General features: G+C 60.9%; 22 protein-coding genes. 14 read left to right on the plus strand and 8 right to left on the minus strand.

The annotated features are described in order from the left end of the window. Positions 1 to 48: 48 nt before the first annotated feature. The 4 genes from INS80_RS11515 to INS80_RS11530 form a co-directional block, all read right to left on the minus strand. Positions 49 to 528 carry a fasciclin domain-containing protein gene (locus INS80_RS11515; RefSeq protein WP_192965778.1) on the minus strand — a complete coding sequence of 160 codons (480 nt, stop codon included), beginning with the start codon at positions 526 to 528 and terminating at the stop codon, positions 49 to 51. Positions 529 to 738: 210 nt separating this feature from the next. Further along, complete coding sequence (locus INS80_RS11520; protein WP_192965779.1) at positions 739 to 1278, minus strand: adenine phosphoribosyltransferase; 540 nt, start codon at positions 1276 to 1278, stop codon at positions 739 to 741. 318 nt (positions 1279 to 1596) lie between these two features. Continuing rightward, on the minus strand, positions 1597 to 2478 hold the full coding sequence (locus INS80_RS11525) for an S-methyl-5'-thioadenosine phosphorylase (protein WP_369411397.1): 882 nt from the start codon (positions 2476 to 2478) through the stop codon (positions 1597 to 1599). A gap of 126 nt (positions 2479 to 2604) precedes the next feature. Then, on the minus strand, positions 2605 to 3015 hold the full coding sequence (locus tag INS80_RS11530; RefSeq protein ID WP_192965780.1) for a helix-turn-helix domain-containing protein: 411 nt from the start codon (positions 3013 to 3015) through the stop codon (positions 2605 to 2607). A 73-nt stretch (positions 3016 to 3088) separates the two neighbouring features. Between INS80_RS11530 and INS80_RS11535 the strand changes: the two genes are divergently transcribed. Further along, positions 3089 to 3595 carry a DUF2938 family protein gene (locus tag INS80_RS11535; protein ID WP_192965781.1) on the plus strand — a complete coding sequence of 169 codons (507 nt, stop codon included), beginning with the start codon at positions 3089 to 3091 and terminating at the stop codon, positions 3593 to 3595. Between the two features lie 106 nt (positions 3596 to 3701). Next, entirely contained in the window at positions 3702 to 5345 is a 1644-nt protein-coding gene (locus INS80_RS11540; RefSeq protein WP_192965782.1) for a SulP family inorganic anion transporter, read from the plus strand. A 107-nt stretch (positions 5346 to 5452) separates the two neighbouring features. Here INS80_RS11540 and INS80_RS11545 read toward each other — a convergent pair whose 3' ends face one another. Both INS80_RS11545 and INS80_RS11550 read right to left on the minus strand, forming a co-directional pair. After that, entirely contained in the window at positions 5453 to 6094 is a 642-nt protein-coding gene (locus INS80_RS11545) for a CatB-related O-acetyltransferase (protein ID WP_192965783.1), read from the minus strand. A 3-nt stretch (positions 6095 to 6097) separates the two neighbouring features. Continuing rightward, complete coding sequence (locus INS80_RS11550) at positions 6098 to 6703, minus strand: flavin reductase family protein (protein ID WP_192967264.1); 606 nt, start codon at positions 6701 to 6703, stop codon at positions 6098 to 6100. A gap of 89 nt (positions 6704 to 6792) precedes the next feature. On the opposite strand from INS80_RS11550, the gene INS80_RS11555 reads away from it, so the two are divergent. From INS80_RS11555 to INS80_RS11570, 4 genes are all read left to right on the plus strand, one after another. After that, positions 6793 to 7284, plus strand: a complete 492-nt coding sequence (locus INS80_RS11555) for a GNAT family N-acetyltransferase (protein WP_192965784.1) — start codon at positions 6793 to 6795, stop codon at positions 7282 to 7284. A gap of 119 nt (positions 7285 to 7403) precedes the next feature. Beyond that, positions 7404 to 7877: an NUDIX hydrolase gene (locus INS80_RS11560; protein WP_226892606.1), complete on the plus strand. Its 474-nt coding sequence runs from the start codon at positions 7404 to 7406 to the stop codon at positions 7875 to 7877. Positions 7878 to 7929: 52 nt separating this feature from the next. Then, positions 7930 to 8433 carry a DUF1178 family protein gene (locus INS80_RS11565; RefSeq protein WP_192965785.1) on the plus strand — a complete coding sequence of 168 codons (504 nt, stop codon included), beginning with the start codon at positions 7930 to 7932 and terminating at the stop codon, positions 8431 to 8433. A 12-nt stretch (positions 8434 to 8445) separates the two neighbouring features. Next, positions 8446 to 9087: an SDR family oxidoreductase gene (locus INS80_RS11570; RefSeq protein WP_192965786.1), complete on the plus strand. Its 642-nt coding sequence runs from the start codon at positions 8446 to 8448 to the stop codon at positions 9085 to 9087. A 93-nt stretch (positions 9088 to 9180) separates the two neighbouring features. Here INS80_RS11570 and INS80_RS11575 read toward each other — a convergent pair whose 3' ends face one another. Further along, positions 9181 to 10941: a trypsin-like peptidase domain-containing protein gene (locus INS80_RS11575; protein WP_192965787.1), complete on the minus strand. Its 1761-nt coding sequence runs from the start codon at positions 10939 to 10941 to the stop codon at positions 9181 to 9183. Between the two features lie 251 nt (positions 10942 to 11192). On the opposite strand from INS80_RS11575, the gene INS80_RS11580 reads away from it, so the two are divergent. The 8 genes from INS80_RS11580 to folP all read left to right on the plus strand — a co-directional run bounded on the left by INS80_RS11580 (position 11193) and on the right by folP (position 21791). Next, complete coding sequence (locus tag INS80_RS11580) at positions 11193 to 12143, plus strand: glycine--tRNA ligase subunit alpha (RefSeq protein WP_192965788.1); 951 nt, start codon at positions 11193 to 11195, stop codon at positions 12141 to 12143. A 27-nt stretch (positions 12144 to 12170) separates the two neighbouring features. Continuing rightward, a complete protein-coding gene (locus INS80_RS11585; protein WP_192965789.1) occupies positions 12171 to 12701 on the plus strand; it encodes a DUF6446 family protein in 531 nt (176 codons plus the stop codon). A gap of 43 nt (positions 12702 to 12744) precedes the next feature. Continuing rightward, positions 12745 to 13944: a sodium/glutamate symporter gene (gene gltS / locus INS80_RS11590; RefSeq protein WP_192965790.1), complete on the plus strand. Its 1200-nt coding sequence runs from the start codon at positions 12745 to 12747 to the stop codon at positions 13942 to 13944. 9 nt (positions 13945 to 13953) lie between these two features. After that, entirely contained in the window at positions 13954 to 16179 is a 2226-nt protein-coding gene (glyS, locus tag INS80_RS11595; RefSeq protein WP_192965791.1) for a glycine--tRNA ligase subunit beta, read from the plus strand. A 176-nt stretch (positions 16180 to 16355) separates the two neighbouring features. Next, positions 16356 to 18920: a putative PEP-binding protein gene (locus INS80_RS11600; protein WP_192965792.1), complete on the plus strand. Its 2565-nt coding sequence runs from the start codon at positions 16356 to 16358 to the stop codon at positions 18918 to 18920. Between the two features lie 168 nt (positions 18921 to 19088). After that, complete coding sequence (locus tag INS80_RS11605; RefSeq protein ID WP_192965793.1) at positions 19089 to 19736, plus strand: cell wall hydrolase; 648 nt, start codon at positions 19089 to 19091, stop codon at positions 19734 to 19736. A gap of 139 nt (positions 19737 to 19875) precedes the next feature. Then, positions 19876 to 20796, plus strand: coding sequence for a dihydroneopterin aldolase (locus INS80_RS11610; RefSeq protein WP_192965794.1), 921 nt, complete (start codon positions 19876 to 19878; stop codon positions 20794 to 20796). After that, entirely contained in the window at positions 20793 to 21791 is a 999-nt protein-coding gene (gene folP / locus INS80_RS11615) for a dihydropteroate synthase (protein WP_192965795.1), read from the plus strand. Before INS80_RS11610 ends, folP begins: the two co-directional genes overlap by 4 nt. Positions 21792 to 21794: 3 nt before the next feature. Here the strand turns inward: folP and INS80_RS11620 are convergent, their stop codons facing one another. Beyond that, positions 21795 to 22700 (minus strand): DMT family transporter, encoded by a 906-nt coding sequence (locus tag INS80_RS11620; protein WP_192967266.1) that lies wholly within the window; start codon positions 22698 to 22700, stop codon positions 21795 to 21797. Positions 22701 to 22782 lie beyond the last annotated feature (82 nt).

A 22782-nucleotide genomic window follows, 5' to 3' on the forward strand; every position in this document is an offset into this window, starting at 1 on the left:
CCTGCAACAGAATTCGCCGGACGGTGCCCGGCGCAGGTTTGTCAGGGCTTACTTGGGCAGGATCACCTTGTCGATCACGTGGATCACGCCGTTGTCAGCCTCGATATCGGCGGTGACGACGCTGGCGTCATTGATCATGACCCCGTTGTCCAGGTCGATCATGATGTTGCCGCCCTGAACGGTGGTCGCGCTCATGTCATCGCTCAGGTCGGTGGACATGACCTTGCCCGGTACGACGTGGTAGGTGAGGATCGCGATGAGCTGGTCCTTGTTTTCAGGCTTCAGCAGTTCCTCGACGGTGCCTTCGGGCAGGGCTGCAAAGGCGGCGTCAGTGGGGGCGAACACGGTGAAAGGGCCTTCGCCCTTCAGGGTGTCCACGAGGCCTGCCGCCTGAACGGCTGCGACCAGCGTGGAGAAGTCTCCGGCGCCGACGGCGGTGTCGACGATATCCTTGGAATGACCGCCGGCGAAAGCCGCACCGGCCATGAAGAGTGTCGCTGCGGTTGTCGTCATCATCTTGCGGAACATTTCGATTTCCTCTCTGTTTCGATTGCAAGACGCCCTCAAAGGCATCGATAGCACTACGGCAGAGGTCTTGTTGCGGATGTGGCGGATTTCAGCTGGTCGGGCTTTGACAAAAAGGCCGCCAGAGCTAAGCTAGGCGACCTTTGGGTTTCCAGTAAAAACTATGTTATTGCAGTGTGATGATCCTGTTATCGGAGCGGCTGATCCGAGGTGCTATTCGCCCTCGAATTCGCAAAGGACGTGGACATCCATGCCCATATCCTCGAGCCGCTTGCGCCCGCCAAGATCTGGCAAGTCGACGATGAAACAGCAGGAGACGATCTCACCGCCGAGGCGTTCGATCAGCTTGATGCCCGCGCCTGCGGTGCCGCCGGTGGCGAGAAGATCGTCGACCACAAGCACTTTTTCACCGGGCTGGATGGCATCGTCGTGGATCTCGACGATCGCTTCGCCATATTCCAGCTGGTACTCTTCGCTGATAGTGGTGCCGGGAAGCTTGCCCTTCTTGCGGATCGGCACGAAGCCGACGCTCAGCTGGTGGGCGATTGCGCCGCCGAGGATGAAACCACGCGCCTCGAGGCCCACCACCTTGTCGATCCGTTCACCCGCATAAGGATGCAGCATCTGATCGATGGCCATGCGAAAGCCGCGCGGATCGGCAAAGAGCGTGGTCACATCACGGAACATGATCCCCTCGTGCGGGAAATCGACGATGGTACGGATGTAGTCCTTGACTGCGGTCTTCTTGGGCATGGATGGCTCCTGCTTGCGGGATCGGTTGGCGTTTGGTCATGGCACCCGGACCGAAAGAGGGCATCAGGGCCGCCCCGGGGTTTGGCCGAAGCGTGCCCGCCATGCAAGGAAAACCTTGGATGTCGCGCAGGATAGGAGGGCGCGGCCTGCCAAGAACACGGTCAAGCAGTATCACAGCAGTGCTCTTTGTTCCCAAGGCGGGCGCCGCTCATGCCCTGCGGCGTCACACGGCAGGGCTGAACAACCGAGCTCCCCCTGCGAACCGGTCGCAAGGCGCCTCCGGTTATGGAGAACAAGAACAGTATCGGGCCCCACGGATCAGGCGCTCAGAACACGCCCGGCGACGGCATCCAGTTTGGCCAGCAACTCAGGATCGCGCTTCTCCGGTGCGGTCATGATTGCGTATTCCAGCGCGCGATCACAGCCGTGCGGACAGGGCGCACGCTCGCGGCCGAGGATGCCTGGTAGTCGACGCACAAGCTCGCGCCCATTGTTGGAGTTGCCCTGCAGGGTTGCCAGAATGGCTGTGATGTCCACGGCGCCATGATCCGGGTGCCAGCTGTCATAGTCGGTCACCATGGCGATGGAGGCGTAGCACAGCTCTGCCTCACGGGCGAGTTTGGCCTCGGGCATGTTGGTCATGCCGATAACATCGCAGCCCCAGCTTTCGCGGTACATCTTGGATTCTGCAACCGAGGAGAACTGTGGCCCCTCCATGCACAAATAGGTGCCGCCCCGGTGCACATTGATGCCTGCATCGCGCGCAGCGGCCTCTGCAGCGTCGCTCAGGCGGTCGCAGGTTGGATGAGCGACGCTGACATGGGCGACGCAGCCCGTGCCAAAGAAGGACTTTTCGCGGGCAAAGGTTCGGTCAATGAACTGGTCCACGATGACGAAATCGCCCGGCGCCATTTCCTCGCGAAACGATCCGCAGGCAGAGACCGAAAATACATCCGTCACTCCAAGGCGTTTCAGGGCATCGATATTGGCGCGGTAGGGTACCTCGGTCGGCGAGTGAACATGGCCGCGCCCGTGTCGGGGCAGGAAGGCCATTTTGACCCCGTCTAGCGCGCCTGTCAGGATCTGGTCCGAAGGCGCCCCCCAGGGGGTGTCGACCGTGACCCATTCGGCGCCGTCCAGCCCCTCGATGTCATAGATGCCCGAGCCGCCGATCACGGCAATCATGGTGTCCTTGGTCACGTCCTGCTCTCCTGCTGCTGATACTCTTTCGGTATGCGCAAGGCGGCGCCATCTTGGCAAGCCCTGCAGTGTCACGATGGCGAAATCGGCTGTGCCTGGCGGCGCGTTGCTCGCTTGCTGCGCATGTCAGGGTTTTGCTGATGATGCACGGTTCAGGGCGCTGTCCATCATACGCCGAAAGGTGGGACATCGACTGTGGTCCGGTGCCGTGCAGTCCGCCACATGGCGCAATGCGCGCGAAAGTACACGTAATTCGCGGATACGCTGCTGGACCTCATCCGCACGCGCGCGCAGCTTTTGGCGGTCGAGGTCATACCCTTCGGCGCTGCCCAGCATGACGCCAATCTCCTGCAGGCTGAACCCGGCAGTCTGCCCCATCGCAATAAGGGCCAGTCGGTCAAGCACGCTGTCATCATATTGCCGCCGCAGCCCCTTGCGGCTGTCTGCATGGATCAGGCCGATTTCTTCGTAGTAGCGCAAGGCGGAAGGTTTGACGCCACTGCGCCGGGCGACCTCGGCGATGTCCAAGGATTTCATCTTGACCTCAAGTTGGCTTGAATTTGCATACCTGTGATCTCTAGCAGCTTTAGATACCATACAGGAGCAAAACATGGAGATGCCTTGGACCGTGATCTGGCAACTCGCCTTTGTCGGGGCGTTGGCCACCGCGTTGATTGATGTCGCGGCATGGGGACGTGAGCGTTGGCTTGGCGTGCGAGGGCCGAACTGGGGTTTCGTCGGACGTTGGGTTTTGGGGCTGTTTCAGGGCCGCCCTGTCCTCAGTAATGAAGACAAGTCCCGACCTTCCAAGCCTTTTGAGACCGCACTGGGCTGGGTCTTTCACTACGCGGTAGGGATCGCTCTGGCCTGTGGTCTCTGGCTTGGGGTCGGCTCAGGATGGCTTCGGGAGCCTACGCTGGGTCTGACGCTTGGCTATGGCGTACTGACAGTGGTCTTACCCTTTGGCCTTTTGCAGCCTGCAATGGGCCTCGGCTTTGCTGCAAGCAAGACCGCTGCCCCCTGGCGCGCGCGGATCAATAGCATGATCACACACAGTCTTTTCGGGTTTGGGCTGTTTCTGGGCAGTATGCTTTTGCAGGTGCTTTCGGTCTCTTGAAAAGAGAGCCTGAAGGGGGCAGCCCGGATCACGAGCCTTGCCCCCAGGGCCAGTTTCAGCTAGGGGCGGGCGGTAACGTGACCTCCTCCAACCATAGGTATTCTTAATGAAACGCGCCGCCATGGCCCTTTTGGCCAATCGTATTTCCCCACCGAACCTATCCATCATGCAGGATGAGGGCTGGTCTGTGGGTCGCGTTCGCACCGAGCTTCTGTCGGGCCTAACCGTGGCGCTTGCCCTGGTGCCCGAGGCGGTGGCCTTTGCCTTTGTCGCAGGCGTTCACCCGCTGGTTGGCCTTTATGCGGCCTTCATGGTCGGCCTGATCACTGCGGTTATCGGCGGGCGTCCGGGCATGATTTCTGGGGCGACAGGGGCGCTAGCGGTCGTGATGGTGGCGCTGGTCGCCGAGCACGGGGTCGAATACCTTTTTGCTACTGTCATCCTGATGGGGATCCTTCAGGTCATTGCCGGTGTCATGCACTGGGGCAAATTCATCCGCCTGGTGCCGCATCCGGTGATGCTGGGCTTTGTGAACGGTCTGGCCATCGTGATCTTCCTTGCGCAGCTGACGCAGTTCAAGGTGCCGGGCACGGGCGGGACCGAATGGCTGAGCGGTATGTCCTTGTATCTAATGCTGGGCCTTGTGGGGCTGACCATGCTGATCATCTGGGGCACCCCCAAGATCACCAGCGTCATCCCTGCGCCGCTGGCGGGCATTGGTATCGTGGCCATCCTGGTGATCGCGCTGGGCCTTGATGTGCCGCGTGTGGGCGATATGGCCTCGATCGAGGGTGGCCTGCCGAGCTTCCACAATCCTTTCGGCACCGGTGAGGGGCTTTATGGCACCATGCTGGCGCCTTTCACCTTTGAGACCTTCCAGATCATCCTGCCCTACGCCGTGATCCTTGCGGCCATCGGGTTGATCGAAAGCCTGCTGACACTGAACCTTGTCGGTGAGATCACCGGCAAGCGGGGGGGCGCCAGCCAGGAGTGTATTGCGCAAGGCACGTCGAACATCGTCACCGGCTTCTTTGGGGGTATGGGTGGCTGTGCCATGATCGGCCAGTCAATGATCAACGTGAAATCCGGTGGCCGGACCCGGATCGCGGGTATCGCGGCCGCACTGTTCCTTCTGCTGTTCATCGTTGTCGCCTCGCCTTTGATCGAGCAGATCCCGCTGGCGGCACTCGTTGGTGTGATGTTCATGGTGGTGATCGGAACCTTTGCTTGGAATAGCTTTAAGGTGATGACCAAGGTGCCGCCGATGGACGCCTTTGTCATCGTCCTGGTGACCGTTGTGACGGTGATGACTGACCTTGCGATCGCGGTTGTTGTCGGGGTGATCGTCTCGGCGCTGGCCTATGCTTGGAATAACGCCCGCCGCATTCATGCGCGCACCCGCGAATCTGTCAGCGACAAGGGCGCCAAGGTTTATGAGATCGAAGGTCCGCTGTTCTTTGGTTCTACGGATGGGTTCATCGAGTTGTTCGACGTTCCGAATGACCCTGAGCGTGTGATCGTAGACTTTGCCAATAGTCGCGTGGTGGACCAATCCGCCCTGCAGGCGATCGAGGCGCTGGCCGCCAAATATGAAGAGGCCGGCAAGACCATCGTATTGCGTCACCTGAGCCGCGATTGTCACCAGCTGTTGTCGAAAGCGGGTCACCTGATGGTCGACAGCGATGATGACCCGGAATACGCGCTGGCGGTGGATTACTCGGTCAAGACGGGTGTTCTCGGCGGACACTGAATGTTGGTATAGCTCTGTAAAGAGGGCCTGTGGCTGCGGATCCACAGGCCCTTTTGATTGGAAAACGCACTCGGGCTCACTGAAGCAGCCGCCAAGGTAGGGTGAACTCAGTCAGGTGCGAGGCTCTCGAGCATGTCGAGATCGCCGGACAGAAGCGCAGGTTCGGCGCGCAGGATCAGGTCGACCGGCCAGTCCCACCATTTCAGCGCCAGCAGCCGCGCGATCTGGGGCTTGGAAAAGCGGAACCGTTCGGCGCGGCCCGGATTGCCGGTGACGATGCCGTAGGCAGGCACCGTGCCACGGACAACGGCGCCTGCGCCAATGATGGCGCCATCGCCGATGCGCGTACCGGGCAGGATCATCGCGCCGTAGCCGATCCAGACATCATTGCCGATCACCGTGTCACGGGTGTCGGGCTGAAACCCTGCCATCTGATCCGGATCGAACACCGGGAAGGGATAGCAGCTGAGCCCGTCCTGCCCGTGGTTGGCCGAAGAGGTTATGAAGCGCACCCCATGGGCAATCTGGCAGAAACGCCCGATCACTAACCTCTCGCGGGCGCCAGGAAAGAGATAAGGCGCCAGGCGCGCGGCCCAGTCCTGTGGCGGGTCGAAGTCCGAGGCGTAGGTATAATCACCAACCTTGAAATTCGGGTGGTCCACCGCGCGCGATAGCATCACGGTGCCCTCATGGGGCGTACCGTCAGGCAGGACGATCGGGTGGCGCAGGCTTGGGTCGGGCAGGGGCATGGATCAGTCGTCCGGACGGGCGAGCGAGAAAACCTCGGTAACGCGGGAATAGTCGCGATAGCCAAGCCGTGCGAGGGGCTCAAACGTGGTAACGTCGAACATTCCGTCCTTGAGGCAATCGTCACGCAGGTGCACGCCGGTCACCTCGCCAAAGGCGACACGGTTTGCTGCGCCGGGCAGATCGACGATCTTGGTCAGCTTGCATTCCAGTGCCGCCGGGGCGTCAGCGATGCGGGCACAGTTGATCGTTTCGCATTCAACCGATTTGAGCCCTGCGTGGTCGAATTCGTCCACCTCTTTGCCTAAGGTCTGCGAACTGGCGTTCATCGCATCGCGCATGGCATAGGCCACCACATTGACGCAGAAGACGCCTGTTTCCTCGATATTGGCCATGCTGTCCTTGGTATTTTCCTGGTCTTCCTTGCTGCCAGTGGAGGCAAACATGACCTGCGGCGGGGTGTAGGCCACTCCGTTGAAGAAGGAATAGGGGGCCAGGTTGTTTATCCCATCGGCAGAGCGGGAAGATATCCAGCCGATCGGGCGCGGGGTGATCACGGCGTTGAACGGGTTGTGGGGCAGGCCGTGGCCGTCTTCGGGGCGGTAGAACATGCGCATCTCCAAGTGTTTGCTCAATGCTTAGGCCCGTGTTAGGGCGATTTCCACCCCTTGAGGGGCGATTTCGCGGAGGCGTGAGTGGCGTGATCGAATTGAAACCGGAACAGCCCGATGACCGTTGGGAGGTCGAGGCGCTCTATGATCTGTGCTTTGCGCCGGGTCGGGAGGCGCTGTCCTCCTATCGATTGCGCGATGGCGTGGCGCCGGTAGCGGGCCTCAGCCTCGTGGCGCGGGATGAGTTGGGGATCCTGGCCGGTGCGATCCGATTTTGGCCCGTGCATGTGGGCAATGTCGATGCCTTGCTTCTTGGACCGGTTGCGGTACACCCCACCCACCAGGGAGAGGGGCTGGGGGGATCGCTCATCCGCGACAGCCTTGCGCGCGCTTTTGCCAGCGGCTGGGCGCGGGTCATGCTGGTGGGCGATGCGCCCTACTACAGCCGCTTTGGCTTTGAAAAACTGGACGGCGTGTTGATGCCGCCGCCAACCAACCCGGACCGGGTGTTGGGCCTTGCGCTGTCAGAGGGCGCCTGGGAGGGCGTTCGCGGTGATGTGACCCGCTGGCGCGAGAAATGATAGGCATCTGCTGTAATGCACGCTTCAACTTCTGGGTTAAACTCTGCTATCAATAGGATGCAGGAGAGCAGGGCGCTGGCCGTCTGTCCTGATGGCCGGGAAAATCAGGTGGTGTTCCTTTGAATAAATCCGCACTGTATGCTGTTTCGGGTTCGGCCGTCGCAACCCAGGTCGCGGCGCTGTGCTGTCGCATGACCAAAGTCGGAAAACCGCGGATCCTGATGGTCACTTCGCGTGGAACCGGGCGCTGGATCCTGCCCAAGGGGTGGCCCGTCGAGGGACGTAGCCTGGCACAGTCTGCGGCGATCGAGGCTTGGGAGGAGGCTGGCGTGCGCGGCGTGCCGGTTGACCAGTGTATTGGTGAGTACTCCTATGAAAAGTGGCGGCGCGAACTGGCCCCGCTACAATGTGTGGTGCGCGTCTATCCGGTGTTCGTGACGGCGTTGAAGGATGAGTTTCCCGAACGGGACCAAAGGACGCGCGCATGGAAATCGCCACGAAAGGCTGCCGCGCTGGTTCAGGAGAAGGGACTCAAGGCCATTTTGGCCAACTTCGATCCGGCGGTGATTGACTCGGAACTTTTCCACTCTTGAGGGGGCCGTGGGCAAAAAGCCAAGTGGGCAAGAAGCTGCGACGAGAGATGAGATGATACGCTACAGCTTGAAATGTGCAGAGGGTCACAGCTTTGACAGCTGGTTTCAGTCGGCTGCTGCCTACGACAAATTGGCAGACGCGGGCATGGTATCCTGTGCGGTTTGCGGCAGCGCCAAGGTCGAAAAGGCGATCATGGCGCCGCGTGTGCGTCCCGGACGCAAGGCGGTATCTCAGGGCGGCAAAGCCGAGAGCTTTGAGCAGTCGGACACGGAAGCTGCGTCTGAGGCGCAGCAACGGCCGGAGCCTGTCGGCGGTGCCTTGACCGCGCCATCCAGCGAGGTGGAAAAGGCGATCAAGGAGCTGCGCAAACAGGTCGAAGCCAACTCCGATTATGTGGGCAAGGACTTCGCCTCAGAGGCGCGCGCGATGCATCTCGGGGAGGCACCGCCGCGTTCGATCCATGGAGAGGCGCGTCTGGATGAGGCAAAATCGCTGATTGAAGACGGGGTTCCGGTTGTGCCTTTGCCATTTGGTCCAACGCGGAAAACGAATTAAAAGGACATTTCCATGCATGCAGTTGTGACCGGGTCCAGCCGGGGTATTGGCCGGGAGCTTGTCGCCCGGTTGGCAGATGCCGGATACGAGGTGACTGGAACGTCGCGCGACCATTCATCGGGTGTGCGTCTTGATGTGTGCGATCCGGGTCAGCAGGCACGCTTTGCAGCCCAGCTTGGCGACAAGCCAATTGATCTTCTTGTCTGCAATGCTGGCGTTTATATCGACAAGGGAATGTCTATCGAAGAGTACACGGCCGAAGTCTGGAACAAGACGCTGGCAGTGAATGTCACCGGGGTGTTCCTGACCGTACAGGCGCTTTTGGGGAACCTGCGCCGGGCCGAGAAGCCGAAGATTGCAATCATCTCCTCCCAGATGGCCAGCCATGCCCGTGCACCCGGCGGCAGCTATGCCTATCGCGCCTCAAAGGCTGCAGCACTCAATATCGGTCGCAATCTGGCATCAGATCTCAAGCCTGACGGAATTGCGGTTGGTATCTACCATCCCGGTTGGGTGCGCACCGATATGGGCGGTATGGAAGGGGATATCTCGGTAGAGGAGTCTGTTGAGGGTCTTCTGCACGAATTCGATGTGCTCGACATGTCCACGACGGGCTGTTTTCACACTTGGGACGGTCGCATCCACGCCTATTGAAACCCGCATCCAGTTTGACGGGAGTGCAAAATAAAAAAGCCAGAGCGGCAAAGCTCTGGCTTTTCGCATTTTGTGAATGAAAGCGGGTCGCTTTTAGTCCCAGCAGCTCACCAGTACGGTCATGCCGCTGGCCTGACGCACCAGGGCTTCATTCGGCAAAGCCGCGCCGCTGCCTGCAGGAACAAACATCGGGATATTCGCGGCGATCAGCGCCTCGCGCAACGCAGCCGCGTTGACGCCGAAGCTGACACCTTCGGGCAGCTGCCGTCCTTTGATCTCTTGCGGAAGCAGCATGCCGAGAACCGCACCGGAGGCATCAAGAACCGGACCGCCCGCATCGCCAGCCTGCGCCGAAAGATCAAGGCGGATCACGCCGGTGTTGCCGTCCAGGCTTTTGACATCCTCGAGAACGCCAAAGGTCAGGCTGGGAGCGCCAAGTACCCCCTCGTAGGAGAACCCGGAGGCCGCGACCTCTGATTTCAGGCGCGGGGACTGGGTGCTTAGACCGGCAACCGCCATGGGCGCAAGCCGCTCTACCGGCTGCAGGATCGCAAAGCCGCTCTCCGGAGCGTTGGCCGTCACCGTGGCCTGATAGCCGTGATCCAGGGTGATCCGGCTGCAACCCGCAACCACGTCGGATGTGGTGATCACGGCTCCATTCTGGCTCACAAAGAAGCCAGAGCGTGACAGGCGCGGCTTGCGCACCTCCAGGTCGGCCAGGAGATCGACGCTTTGGCTCAGGTCGCTTCCCGCCGTGTCCTCAAGAACGCCATCGATCCGGGCAAAGCTCTCGCGCATGGCGGCCAGAACGCGGGTGCGGCGGGCTTCGTCGCCCGCAGGCCAGATCAGGGTAAAGCCCTTGATCTGCCCGCCGTTCAGGCTGGCTTCGGTGTAGGAGACGATCTGCCCGTTGCGCCCCTCGATCGTGAAGCTGTCGCTGCTGCGTTCGCGCGGGCCGGTCAGAGGCACGATTTCAAGGGTCTGCATGATGTCATAGAGACCAAACAGGGTATTCTTGTCGCCGCGCTGGCTGATCAGCAGAACGCGAGCACCGAGGTCGCCGCTGCTGTCGTAATGGGCGAAGGGCGACTCATAGCGGGCAAAGGTTACCTCTGCCGCCGGGATCTGCATGGAAATGCCTGCGCGGGAGTCCAACACCTCTGCCATGCCCACCGAGATCAGTGGCGCATTGTAGTCATCCATCAGGAGCTTACGCTGCGCAGTGGTCAGTACGCCGGTGGGGTCGAACCCTTTGCTCAGCTGCCAGTCGGACATGGCGCCGCGGGTGCCGCGGCCAAAGGATCCGTCGATTGCGGAGTCGTAGAAGCCGGCTGCCCTGAGCGCGATCTGGAGCTCCTTTTTCTCGTCGCGGCTCAGCGCTTGCTCGCTACGGCGCGCCTGGGCAGGTGTTTCATCGGGCAAAGTCAACTGCGGTTCGGGCGTTGTGACCGCGGGAGCGGCACTCACCTCCGGTGCGACGGGGGCAGTTGCAGTTGCCTGATCCCGCGCGCCCACCGGGTAGAACTGGTTGCGCAGGTTTTCCTGAAAGGCGATGAAGCTGTCGCGCGGGATTTGTCCTTCGGTGCGATAGACTTGCAGAACGCGCTCGGCATCCTGACGCGTATAGGGGCCAAGCACGATACCGTACCAACCTGCGCCCAAGGTAAAGCCGGCAACATCCGGCAGGCGCGATGCAAATTCCTGCGCCTCTGCCTGGGCCTCGCTCAGGGACGGCCGCGCAGCGATCTGGATCCAGACGGTATCCTGGCTTGCCTGTTGCGCATGGGCGGATCCGCCAAAGGCAATCATAATCGTGGTGACCGCCAGCAGCAGGGCGGATGAAATTCTTTTCATTGCAGGACCTCTATCCCGATGGGGTAAATTGTTGCCGGGCAGATAAGCACTTTAGGAGGACAAAGCAAACTCCCGGTAAACGGGGAATTCGTCTCTTGATGCAGCATTCCATCACCTTTGTTGCCCGTGCGGCTGCAAGAGGCCGACAACGGTGCTCCGTGCAAGACTAGCCGTTGACGCTCGGCAGGGGGTTGCATAGGAAGAACCCCGCATTCTTTGACCTGAAAAGATGTCCCAGAGAGGGATCTGACATGACCCAGAACACCACTGCCGCTGCCGCCTCCACGGGCGCTCCACGTTCCTTTCAGGAGATCATCCTGCGGCTTCAGTCCTATTGGGCATCCAAGGGATGCGCCATCATGCAGCCCTATGATATGGAAGTCGGAGCAGGCACCTTTCACCCGGCAACAACGCTGCGCTCTTTGGGGTCTGCGCCTTGGGCCGCGGCTTATGTGCAGCCCTCGCGCCGCCCCACCGACGGGCGCTACGGTGAAAACCCCAACCGCCTGCAGCACTACTACCAGTACCAGGTCCTTATCAAACCCTCGCCGCCGAACCTGCAGGAGCTCTATCTCGGCAGTCTTGAGGCCATCGGCATCGATATGGACCTGCACGACATCCGCTTTGTCGAGGACGACTGGGAAAGCCCGACCCTAGGCGCCTGGGGCCTTGGCTGGGAAGTCTGGTGCGACGGGATGGAAGTCAGCCAGTTCACCTATTTCCAACAGGTCGGCGGCCATGATTGCGCGCCTGTCTCGGGTGAGCTGACCTACGGGCTTGAGCGTCTTGCGATGTATGTCCTTGGCATTGATCATGTGATGGACATGCCCTTTAACGACCCCGATGCGCCGATCCCGCTGACCTATGGCGACGTGTTCAAGCAGACCGAGGAAGAATACGCCCGCTGGAATTTTGATGTCGCGAACACCGACGTCCTGCTGCGCCACTTTGAAGAGGCAGAGGCCGAGTGCACGACCATTCTCGCGCAGGAGCATATCGACCCCAAGACCGGCAAGCGCATCATTATGGCGCACCCAGCCTATGACCAATGCATCAAGGCCAGCCACATTTTTAATCTCCTCGATGCGCGCGGAGTCATTTCCGTGACCGAACGTCAGGCCTATATCGGTCGGGTGCGGGCGCTTGCCAAGCAATGCGCCGACGCATTTGTACAAACCGAAGCAGGTGGCCAGGCCGCCTGAGGGTCAGACCTGAGGGGAAGAAACGCCATGATGGGCAAGGTTATCGGGATTGTGTTGGGCATCTGCGCTTTGGTTGCGGGTGTGTCCATGTATTACCTGCAAGTCTATGGGTTCTATGAGGATGTGACGCCGCAGCCTGGGCTTGATGTGGTTCTGACGCCGCTGGATGGAACTGAGCCGCGCCCGATACCTTATGGTGATTTTCAGGCGATCGATGCGGAAAGCTCTCCGATCCGCTACCGCGCCTGTTTTACGACAGACGTGATACCAGAGGATCTGGCCTCGGAATTCGCGACTTCTGACCTCAACGTGCCACGCAACGCGCCGGGTTGGTTCGACTGTTTTGACGCTGCCGAAATCGGCACGGCACTGAAAGAAGGCTCTGCCACTGCATTCCTGTCGGTCAAGAACATCTCTTACGGGGTGGACCGGATTGCGGTCATCGGTGCGGACGGACGTGGCTTTGTCTGGCATGAGCTGAACAATTGCGGCGAACAGATCTACAATGGCAGTGCCATCGTCACCGAAGCCTGCCCGCCGCGCCCAGAAAGCGAGTAAAGCCGGACCGCGAATGTCCGGGTGAACAGGAGCGCTGCCCCCGATGCTCATTCCGGATTTCATCACGGTAACGCTTGGATTGGCGGTCTTCCTCGGTGGGGGGATGCTCAACAAGAGGTTCGGTTTGTTGCGGCGACTGAACATTCCCGAGGCCGTCAGTGGAGGTTTGCTCGCCTCGCTTTTCCTGATGGGCGTTTATCTCGTTTTGGATGTTGAGATTGTCTTCGAGCTGGAGGCTCGCGACTTCTTTCTGGTGATGTTTTTTGCCGGAATTGGGCTGAATGCGCGGCTCGGAGATTTGATCTCTGGCGGGCGGCCCTTGATGATCCTGCTGGCGCTGACCCTGCTCACGATCCTTTCGCAGAACCTGATCGGTGGTGCCGGGGCGGCGATATTCGGATATCCGGCGCAGGCCGGTGTACTCTTTGGATCGGCGGCGCTGATCGGCGGGCACGGCACGGCGATTGCCTGGGCGCCCGAAGTTGCTGCGGCGACCGGTCTGAGCGCCGCACAAGAATTGGGCGTTGCCGTCGCAACGCTGGGCCTTGTTTTGGCGGCTATCATTGGCGGACCGATCGCCGGCTATCTGATCCAGCGCGATGCCCTGACGCCGGATCGACCCGATCAGGGGCCAATTGCGGGCCTTGCCACACCAAACGGAGCGCCACCTCAGATCATTACGCCTGATGGTGTCATGCGCAGCCTTCTCTATCTCAACTTTGCGATCATTCTGGGTTATGCAGGCTGGGAGGGACTCGAGACACTGGGTGTCAAACTGCCGCTCTTTGTACCGTGCCTTGTGGCGGGCATCTTCATCGCAAACCTGCGCGCGCTGCTGTTTCCGGCGGCTCCGGCCGTCGCCCGAACGCCATCGCTCGCGTTGATTTCGGAGGTCTCTCTAGGGATTTTCCTCGCGATGTCGTTGATGAGCCTGCAGCTCTGGACCATTGCTGACCTCGGTCCTGCCATCCTTGCCGTAATGCTGGGACAGACGCTCTTTACGGTGCTGTTCGTCCTGCTGGTGCTGTTTCCATTGCTGGGTGGCGGCTATCGTGCCGCCGTGCTGGCGGCCGGCTTTGGCGGCTTTGCCCTTGGCGCCACGCCCACGGCCATTGCCAATATGACCGCTGTGACCAAACGCTATGGCCCATCACCTATTGCCTTTGTGGTGCTCCCCCTTGTATCCGCCTTCTTTGTTGATATTGCCAATGCAATCGTCATCCAGACGATCGTGAACTTCTGAGGATCCCAGATGCCCGACCTGCTGATTGAACTGTTCTCCGAGGAAATCCCGGCCCGCATGCAGGCGCGTGCGGCGGAGGATCTGAAAAAGCGGATGACCGACGGTTTGGTCGAGGCGGGTCTGACCTATGCCGCAGCCCACGCCCTGTCGACACCGCGCCGCCTGACGCTGGCCGTTGAGGGTCTGCTGGCCGAAAGCCCCACCATCCGCGAAGAGCGAAAGGGGCCCAAGGTCGGCGCGCCGGACAAGGCGGTCGAAGGCTTCCTGCGCGGCGCCGGGATCGATCGGGATCAACTAGAAGAGCGCGACACGCCCAAGGGCGCCGTCTATTTTGCGACAATCGAAAAGCCGGGCCGCCCGGCCGCCGAGATCATCGCGGAAGTACTGGAAACAACCATCCGTAACTTCCCCTGGCCCAAATCCATGCGCTGGGGGGCTGGGTCTTTGCGCTGGGTGCGCCCTTTGCAGTCGATCCTGTGCATCCTGACGGATGAGGGCGGCGCCGAGGTGGTTCCCTTCGAAATCGAAGGCCTGAAGGCCGCAGACAGCACCAAGGGTCACCGCTTCATGGCGCCGGATGCCTTCTCGGTCGCCTCCTTTGAAGACTACACAGCCAAGCTGAAACGCGCTCATGTGATCCTCGACCCGGCAGAGCGCGCGGATACCATCTGGCATGACGCCACCAACCAGGCCTTTGCCGCCGGTCTGGAAGTGGTCGAGGACAAGGGCCTTCTGGCCGAGGTTGCTGGGCTGGTCGAATGGCCCGTGGTCCTGATGGGCAAGATCGATGATGATTTCCTGGGGCTGCCGCCCGAGGTGCTGCAGACCTCGATGAAAGAGCATCAGAAGTTCTTTTCGGTCCGCAACCCCAAGACGGGCCGTATCGAGGGCTTTGTCACCGTGGCCAACCGCGAAACCGCCGATCACGGCGCAACCATTCTCGCAGGCAACCAAAAGGTCCTGTCGGCGCGTCTGGCCGATGCGAAATTTTTCTGGGAAAACGACCTGCGCGTCGCCAAGGGTGGCATGAGCGCCTGGACCGAGGCGCTGTCCAATGTCACCTTCCACAACAAGCTGGGCACCCAGGCAGAGCGGATCGAGCGCATCGCGGCACTGGCCCGCGAGCTGGCCCCCGTTGTGGGCGCGGATGCGGATCTGGCCGAACAGGCCGCGCGGGTGGCCAAGGCGGACCTCTCGTCCGAAATGGTCTATGAGTTCCCCGAGCTGCAGGGCTTGATGGGGCGTTATTACGCCGAGGCTGCGGGCCTTCCACAGGAGGTGGCAAACGCCTGCGAGCAGCATTATTCCCCCCTTGGTCCCTCGGACGATGTGCCGAGCGATAAACTCTCCGTTGTGGTGGCGCTGGCGGATAAGCTGGACACGCTGACCGGGTTTTGGGCCATTGATGAAAAACCGACCGGGTCAAAAGACCCCTTTGCCCTGCGCCGCGCCGCACTTGGGGTGATCCGGCTTGTGCTGGAAAACGACATTCGCACGCCGCTGGATCAGCACATCGACGCGCATCTTCTGCGCCATGAGTTGAAACAGAATGGCGAGGACGAAGTTGCAACCGGCCTATTGAATGACATGATTGAAGAGATTGCCGATCACGGCGTGTTCGGCTCGGCTGTGCGCACGGTTCTCGATGCTTTTGACGGCGATCTGCCGAAACATCTGGAAGAGCTGAAGGAAAGCCTGCCGGATGTATCGCGCGACCTTTTGACCTTCTTCCATGACCGCCTGAAGGTCTTCCTGCGAGATCAGGGTATTCGCCACGACGTGATCGATGCCTGTATCGCGATGGCGGGTAATGACGATCTGACCCTTCTGGTCAAACGCGCCCGCGCGCTGGAGGCGTTCCTGAAGACCGAAGAGGGCGAGAACCTTTTGCAGGGCTTCAAGAGGGCCAACAACATCCTGTCCCAGGCTGAAGAAAAGGACGGGGTGGAGTATTCCTTTGGCGCTGACAAGAAATTCGCTGAGGACGCCAGTGAAACGGCCCTGTTTGACGCGCTTGCCCTTGGCGAGGGAGCGATCTCCTCGGCCATCGAAGCCGAGGATTTCGCGGCCGCCATGGGCGGCATGGCCGCATTGCGCCAGCCGATCGATGCCTTTTTCGAGGCGGTGCAGGTGAATTCGGACAACGACATCGTGCGCCGCAACCGGTTGAATCTCCTCGGCCAAATCCGCAAGGTTTGTGGTCAGGTTGCCGATCTGACCCGGTTGGAGGGGTGATTGGTGCCTCGCGGTTGTGAGCTGAAGCTTTGATAACGGTGGACGTCGTGCAGATTGCGCGGCGTCTTTCATTTGATGCAAACTTGCAAGGGCGCTTCCCCCTTGCAGGAAGGGCGATCAAGCTTATGCTGCAAGCACGCGGAATGTGCCGCAGTGCAGAAAGTTCAGGATAGACAATGCCCGATGCGCCCCTGGCCACGCTGATCACCCAGTCAGCTCCGATTGCGACCTCCAGCCATGGCGGACGGGCAAAGTGCTTACAGCGCCTGGTGCGTCTGGAAATGCCAGTGCCGCGCACCGTCGCCCTGTCTTTTGACGCAGTGCATGCTATCGCCAGCGGCCATTTGCCGAATATCGATGCGATACTTAAATCATTTGCTTCGGATGCGCTCCTTTGTGTGCGCCCCTCTTCCGAGGATCCCGATTGGGGCGGGCCGGGGGCAATCCTGAACATCGGTATGAACGAGGTCCGCTGCAAGGAGCTGTGCGCACGGCTTGGCGAAGAGGCTGCGGCGGGGCTGTATCTGCGCTTTGTGCAATCCTATGCCGTTCATGTTGCGCGGCTGGATCCTGATGCCTTCGACGATGTCGAGGACGGTGGCCCGGATGCCTTGCGCGAAACGCTGCTGGCCTACGAGGCGGAAACGGATGAACCGTTCCCGCAAGACCCGGCAGAGCAGCTCGGCGCGGTGCTGCGCTCCATGGCGCGGGCCTGGGAGGGCACCTCTGCCCGCCTCTTGCGGCAGGCCAAGGGGGCGCCGGCAGATGCGGGGCTGGGGCTGGTGGTGCAGGAGATGATCCCGGGACTGGGGCAGGGGGAATGCGGATCGGGTGTTTTGCAGCTTGTGGACTCGCGCACCGGCAAACCTCAGCTGACCGGGCGCTATCTCAGCCAGTCGCAGGGACGCGAGGCTCTGGGGGCAGGGGCAGGCGCACTGTTCCTGGAAAAGGATGAGCGGGGACCCTCGCTTGAAGAGCTTGCCCCAACGGCATTTGCCGATCTCAAGGCCCATGCGGAACTGATGCGGCGCCGCCTGCGCGAGGAAATGCAGGTGGAGTTTGTCATCCAGGACGGCTCTGTTCACATATTGGACGGGGTGCGCGTGGCTCGTTCGGCCCGCGCCGCAGTACGGATTGCCGTAGCTTTGGCGCAAGACGGCATCATTCCCCCGCATGAGGCGCTGATGCGGGTCGATGCACATGCCATGAACGAGCTGCTGCACCGGCAGGTGGCGCCCGATGCCAAGCGTGACGTGATCGGCGCTGGGATCGCGGCGAGCCCCGGTGCCGCAACAGGAGCTCTTGTTTTCAACGCTGTGGATGCCCAGGCCAGCGCGGCCCGCGGCGAACCTTGTATTTTGGTACGACGCGAAACCTCGCCCGAGGACGTGCGGGGCATGCATGCCGCTGCGGCCGTCCTGACCGAACGGGGTGGCATGACCAGCCACGCCGCCGTGATTGGGCGTGGCCTCGGGGTTCCCTGTATCGTGGGTGCTTCGAACATGAAGTTTTTGCCTAAGCGGAAGCAACTGGTGGCGCCGGATGGCCGCGTCTTTGGTCAAGGCGATATCGTGACGATCGATGGCAGCAGCGGTCAGGTTCTGGCTGGGGAACCAGAGATGCTCGAGGCGGCGCAGGACGATGCGTTTCAGACCCTTTTGGCCTGGGCGGATGAGGCTCGCGACATGGGGATCCGTGCCAATGCCGACACGCCTGCGGACGCCCAAACAGCCCGCAATTTCAAGGCCGAGGGGATCGGCCTGTGCCGGACCGAGCACATGTTCTTTGATCCGGGCCGTCTGACGGTGATGCGCGAGATGATCTTCGCCGAAACCTCGGCCGGGCGGGCTGCGGTACTGGCGCGCCTTTTGCCGATGCAGCGCGATGACTTCCGCGAGCTGTTCCGCATCATGGAGGGGTTGCCGGTGTGCATCCGCCTGTTCGACCCGCCGTTGCATGAATTCCTGCCCACCTCGATGTCTGGTCAGCGCGAGCTGTCCGAGGCGCTGGGTATCCCGGTCAGCGACATCACCCGCCGGGTTGAGGAACTGGAGGAATATAACCCCATGCTGGGGCTGCGCGGCGTGCGGCTTGGTGTGACCGTGCCGGAAATCTACGATATGCAGGCCCGCGCGATCTTTGAGGCCACGCTTGAAGCCTCCAAGGATGGCGCGCCGGTTGTCCCTGAGATCATGATCCCACTGGTTTCGGCCAAACGCGAGGTCGAACTGGTCAAGGCCCGGATCGATGCGGTGGCCTTGGCTGTCAGCGCCGAAAGAGGGCAACGCTTTGACTATCGCCTGGGGGTGATGGTGGAAACACCGCGTGCTGCGCTCCGGGCCGAGGAAATTGCCGTTCACTCAGCCTTCCTGAGCTTTGGAACTAACGATTTGACGCAGATGACTTATGGATTGTCCCGTGACGATGCCGGACGGTTCATGTCGAATTATGTCCAGCAAGGGGTATTCCCCGAGGACCCGTTCCATGTGCTGGATGTGGACGGAGTGGGCGAATTGTTGAAACTTGGTGTGCAGCGGGGCCGCAAGGGACGCACAGATATTACGCTTTCCATCTGCGGCGAACACGGAGGCAACCCCGAATCGATTGCATTTTGCCGTGCAGCGGGGTTCGATTACGTGTCATGCTCCCCGTTCCGGGTTCCGGCTGTGCGGTTAGCCGCCGCCCAGCTTGCGATCGGGGAAAAGATCGGGAAAGCCGCTCCAACTTACGCAAAAAATTAACAAAATTTGCGTTTGTGGGCGTCCTAGACGCAGCGCTCAGATCCAGTCTTCCAGCCCTCGGGCCGCCCTGCACTTCCGTATAGGTGGACGCTGGGCGGTTTATCCTTTAAAGGCTGCCCTCGCGCTATCTGGGGAGGCCGCGCAAGCTGATAAACGAGGATCTGCAATATGAAACTCCTGACGCTGGCTGCCGTTCTGGCAGCCCTTACGGTCACGACACCCACGGCCCAGGCCGAGACCGGATTGAAGTCCCTTTTCAACCGCGAGCAGTCTGCTCTGAATTCCGTGCCCGAACGCCGCCTGAGTGGCCTGTTCGGGTTCAAACCAAAGGCGTCTCGCAAGCCCGTTAAGGATGTGCAGTTCACCCGCGCCTGGATCGATGCCCAGCCCAAGGCAACTGGCAATGAGGAATTTGCCTGCCTTGCCGAGGCTCTCTACTTTGAAGCGCGTGGTGAGACCATTAAAGGCCAGTTTGCCGTTGCCGAAGTGATCCGCAATCGAGTCAACGCCGATCAGTTCCCCGGCAGCTATTGCGGCGTGATCAATCAGGGTACCGGTCGCCGTTACCAGTGCCAGTTCACTTATACCTGCGATGGGCACGAAGAAGTCATTCGTGAAAAGGCTGCTTATGAGCGCGTTGCCAAGGTGGCGCGCCTCGTTCTGGATGGTGTCGAAACCGGCCTGACCGAGGGAGCGACTTACTATCATACGACGGCCGTGCGTCCCCGCTGGAGCAGTCATTTCACCAAGACCGCGCGTATTGGGGTACACCTGTTCTATCGCGACGATCGGTATCGCACTGCTTCTAACAACTGATTTGGGTCTTTGGTGACCCTCGCTGCCGCACAGGGCGTTTTCGGGCGCTGGTGCGGCGCATGCGGGCCTGATATGGACGGCAAAACAAAGGTAGGGTGGACCGCCGCCCAAACGTACAGCCAGACAGAGGCCCGCAGCCATGCCCTCAGAGATCCGTCTCGCATTTGAACACCCTTCCGAACGCTCCATCGCCACGGCCCCCGGTGGTCCGCTCGACAGGATTTCGCTGCGCGATCATCTTGTCGAAGTCGAGATCGGGGCCTTTCAAGCGGAGCGGGGTACAACACAGCGGATCTGTTTCAACGTTGTCGTGGAGGTGGCACCTCTGCCAGCGGACCTTGACGATGATGTCGACCGTATCCTCTCCTATGACAAGGTGACCGAGGCAATCGCCTATGAACTGGCTGCGGAGCGTTTGAACCTACTGGAAACGCTCGCCGAACGTGTGGCAGAGCGGATCCTGTTGGAACCGCAGGCGATCCGATCATTTGTCCGTATTGAAAAACTGGATCGTGGGCCCGGTGCGCTGGGCGTTGAAATCGTGCGCTCCAAGGATCAGGTCAGCCACGTGGTTGAGGAAGAAGAGGTTCCTCACCCCCGCCTCATGTACCTGTCCAATGCTGCGATCGACAGCGACAACCTTGCTGGCTGGATCGACCAGATGGAATGCCGCCAGCGCCCGCTGATCCTTTGTGTCGGGGCGCATCCCTTGCATGTGCCACAGACCGGGCACAAGATGACTCAGCGCCGGATCGACCTCCTTGCCATTGAGCAAAACGCATGGCGTCTGGCCGCACAAGACCATCGCTGCAAGGTGGTTGCCACCCGGACCGAGTTGGACTGGGCCATGAAAAACGGCCAGATCTGTGTTTGGGCGCCTTCCAAGATCGTACTGGATGCGGTGGATGGCCCCTCGGCGGCGCCGTCGGATGCGGTTGCACTTGCCTCGTGGTTTGCGGCAACATTCGAAGCGGAAGAGATGATTGTGATTGGCGCCGAGCTGCCGAGCGAACAGCAGGTGGCCTTGCGCGCCGTGGATGTGGAGCAACGCACGCTTTGACATATTACCGGCCTTTGGTGCAGCACGGTGAAGCCCGCCCGGAAGGCGCGGTGCCTCTGGCGGGCGGGTCCGCCCTTTGGTTTTCCGAAGTGGAGCTTCTCAGCCGGGATGGTCCGCCGCGGCTGATGCCTGCGGGGCTTATTCCCGAAGAGGTGCGTCACCGCTTGAGCTTTCGCCGCGCCGCTATCTGCGGGTTGGACATGACCCAGCCACAAATCATGGGCATTCTGAACGTCACCCCTGACAGTTTCTCGGATGGGGGGCGCCACGCCGAGGTAAAGGCGGCCTCTGCCGCCGCTCTGCGCATGGTCGAGGAAGGCGCCACCATCATTGATGTGGGCGGAGAATCCACCCGCCCTGGCGCCGATTTCATCCCCGAAGAGGAAGAGATCGCCCGCACAGTCCCAGCGATCGAGGCCATTCGGGCATCCTCCTCTGTTGCGATCTCCATCGACACGCGTAAAGCACCGGTTGCGGTAGAGGCGTTGGAGGCCGGTGCCGGGCTGATCAATGATGTCTCGGGTTTCACTTTCGACGCGGCGCTGGCTCCCGTGGCGGCACAGGCGGGTGTTCCGGTCTGCGTGATGCATGCGCAGGGCGATCCAGCTACGATGCAAGAGGCGCCGAGCTATGACAATGTGCTGCTCGACGTTTATGATTTCCTTTCAGAGCAGGTGGACCGGCTTGAGGCGATTGGCGTCTTGCGCGATCAGATCGTCATCGATCCCGGCATCGGCTTTGGCAAGACGTTGGAGCATAACCTGGCCCTGTTGCGGGGACTAAGCCTGTTTCACGGGCTGGGCTGTCCGGTTCTTCTGGGTGTGTCGCGAAAAGGCTTCATTGGGAAGATCGGCGCCGCCGCGCAGGCCGATCAGCGTGCACCGGGTTCGATCGCAGTGGGGCTTGCTGGCCTCGCTCAGGGTGTGCAGATCCTGCGCGTGCATGATGTAGCAGACACCGTGCAGGCCGTGCGGCTGTGGCAGGCGGTGCGCTGAGCGTTACTGCCCTCGCCCGAACAGCCGTCTGAGCGCGCCGTACTGGCTTAACCCCATACCGCTCAGGATTAGGGCAAGCGCTACCAAAAGACTGGCCGGAAGTGGTTCGTTGAGGAAGACAGCGCCCAGCACCACCGACCACACCGGCACCTGATAGCTGGTGAGGCTCATGAATGTCGGGCCTGCACCGCGAATCACCAAGACCCTCAAAAAGGCGGCGCCAGCGGTTGGAAACAGACCGAGAATGGCGAGATAGCCCAGCGTTTGCAGATCTACCGAGGGCGGCGACCCTTCGATCATCCAGGCGGCGGGCAGGATGAGGAGCGTTCCGATCGCCAAAGGGATTGCAGCAAGGCCAACCGGGTCCACTGGAGGCAGGCGTCGCGTAAGGATTGAAGAGGCCGCATAGCAGGCCACTGCCGCAAGGCAGGCTAGGCGGCCCAGTGGCTCCATCGCGTCGCCGGTGCTGTCAAAGGCCTGACCTCCGAACAGGAGGGCAACTCCTGCAAAGCCGATCAGGAAGCCGGCCAGTCTGCGCAGGCTCATCTGCTCGCCGGGGATAAAGACATGCGCCAGTGGTAACACCATCAGCCCGATCCCGGCCATGGTCACCCCGGTAAAGCCAGAGGTTACATATTGCTGCCCCCAACTGATCAGAGAGAAGGGCACAAGTGTGTTCAGAAGGCCAAGAAGCAACAGAACAGGCCAGTTCGTCTGCTCCTTGAACAAGGGAAACCCGCGCGCGCCCCAGATGCCCCACAAAAGCAGGGCCGCAAAACCGATCCGCCCGGCGGTCAGCCAGAAGGGAGTAATTCCCTCCAGCGCCAGTTCGATCACCATGAAGGTCGCCCCCCAGATGAACCCCAGCGTGGCGGTCATCAGCCAATAGCGTCCTGCGATTTCGGGCATCTCTTCCTCAAGCCTGCATCGGCGTGACATGACCTGGCAAAAATGGTGAGGTCAACCAATTTTTGATTGGTCCGGAATTGAC

This window comes from Phycobacter azelaicus (assembly GCF_014884385.1).
In the GTDB taxonomy this organism is placed as follows: domain Bacteria; phylum Pseudomonadota; class Alphaproteobacteria; order Rhodobacterales; family Rhodobacteraceae; genus Phycobacter; species Phycobacter azelaicus.

Excerpts from the sequence above, each read along its gene's own strand:
- INS80_RS11515 (WP_192965778.1), bottom strand. The coding sequence starts at position 528 with ATGTTCCGCAAGATGATGACGACAACCGCAGCGACACTCTTCATGGCC.
- INS80_RS11520 (WP_192965779.1), bottom strand. The coding sequence starts at position 1,278 with ATGCCCAAGAAGACCGCAGTCAAGGACTACATCCGTACCATCGTCGAT.
- INS80_RS11530 (WP_192965780.1), bottom strand. The coding sequence starts at position 3,015 with ATGAAATCCTTGGACATCGCCGAGGTCGCCCGGCGCAGTGGCGTCAAA.
- INS80_RS11535 (WP_192965781.1), top strand. The coding sequence starts at position 3,089 with ATGGAGATGCCTTGGACCGTGATCTGGCAACTCGCCTTTGTCGGGGCG.
- INS80_RS11540 (WP_192965782.1), top strand. The coding sequence starts at position 3,702 with ATGAAACGCGCCGCCATGGCCCTTTTGGCCAATCGTATTTCCCCACCG.
- INS80_RS11545 (WP_192965783.1), bottom strand. The coding sequence starts at position 6,094 with ATGCCCCTGCCCGACCCAAGCCTGCGCCACCCGATCGTCCTGCCTGAC.
- INS80_RS11550 (WP_192967264.1), bottom strand. The coding sequence starts at position 6,703 with ATGTTCTACCGCCCCGAAGACGGCCACGGCCTGCCCCACAACCCGTTC.
- INS80_RS11565 (WP_192965785.1), top strand. The coding sequence starts at position 7,930 with ATGATACGCTACAGCTTGAAATGTGCAGAGGGTCACAGCTTTGACAGC.
- INS80_RS11570 (WP_192965786.1), top strand. The coding sequence starts at position 8,446 with ATGCATGCAGTTGTGACCGGGTCCAGCCGGGGTATTGGCCGGGAGCTT.
- INS80_RS11575 (WP_192965787.1), bottom strand. The coding sequence starts at position 10,941 with ATGAAAAGAATTTCATCCGCCCTGCTGCTGGCGGTCACCACGATTATG.
- INS80_RS11580 (WP_192965788.1), top strand. The coding sequence starts at position 11,193 with ATGACCCAGAACACCACTGCCGCTGCCGCCTCCACGGGCGCTCCACGT.
- INS80_RS11585 (WP_192965789.1), top strand. The coding sequence starts at position 12,171 with ATGATGGGCAAGGTTATCGGGATTGTGTTGGGCATCTGCGCTTTGGTT.
- gltS (WP_192965790.1), top strand. The coding sequence starts at position 12,745 with ATGCTCATTCCGGATTTCATCACGGTAACGCTTGGATTGGCGGTCTTC.
- glyS (WP_192965791.1), top strand. The coding sequence starts at position 13,954 with ATGCCCGACCTGCTGATTGAACTGTTCTCCGAGGAAATCCCGGCCCGC.
- INS80_RS11600 (WP_192965792.1), top strand. The coding sequence starts at position 16,356 with ATGCCCGATGCGCCCCTGGCCACGCTGATCACCCAGTCAGCTCCGATT.
- INS80_RS11605 (WP_192965793.1), top strand. The coding sequence starts at position 19,089 with ATGAAACTCCTGACGCTGGCTGCCGTTCTGGCAGCCCTTACGGTCACG.
- INS80_RS11610 (WP_192965794.1), top strand. The coding sequence starts at position 19,876 with ATGCCCTCAGAGATCCGTCTCGCATTTGAACACCCTTCCGAACGCTCC.
- INS80_RS11620 (WP_192967266.1), bottom strand. The coding sequence starts at position 22,700 with ATGCCCGAAATCGCAGGACGCTATTGGCTGATGACCGCCACGCTGGGG.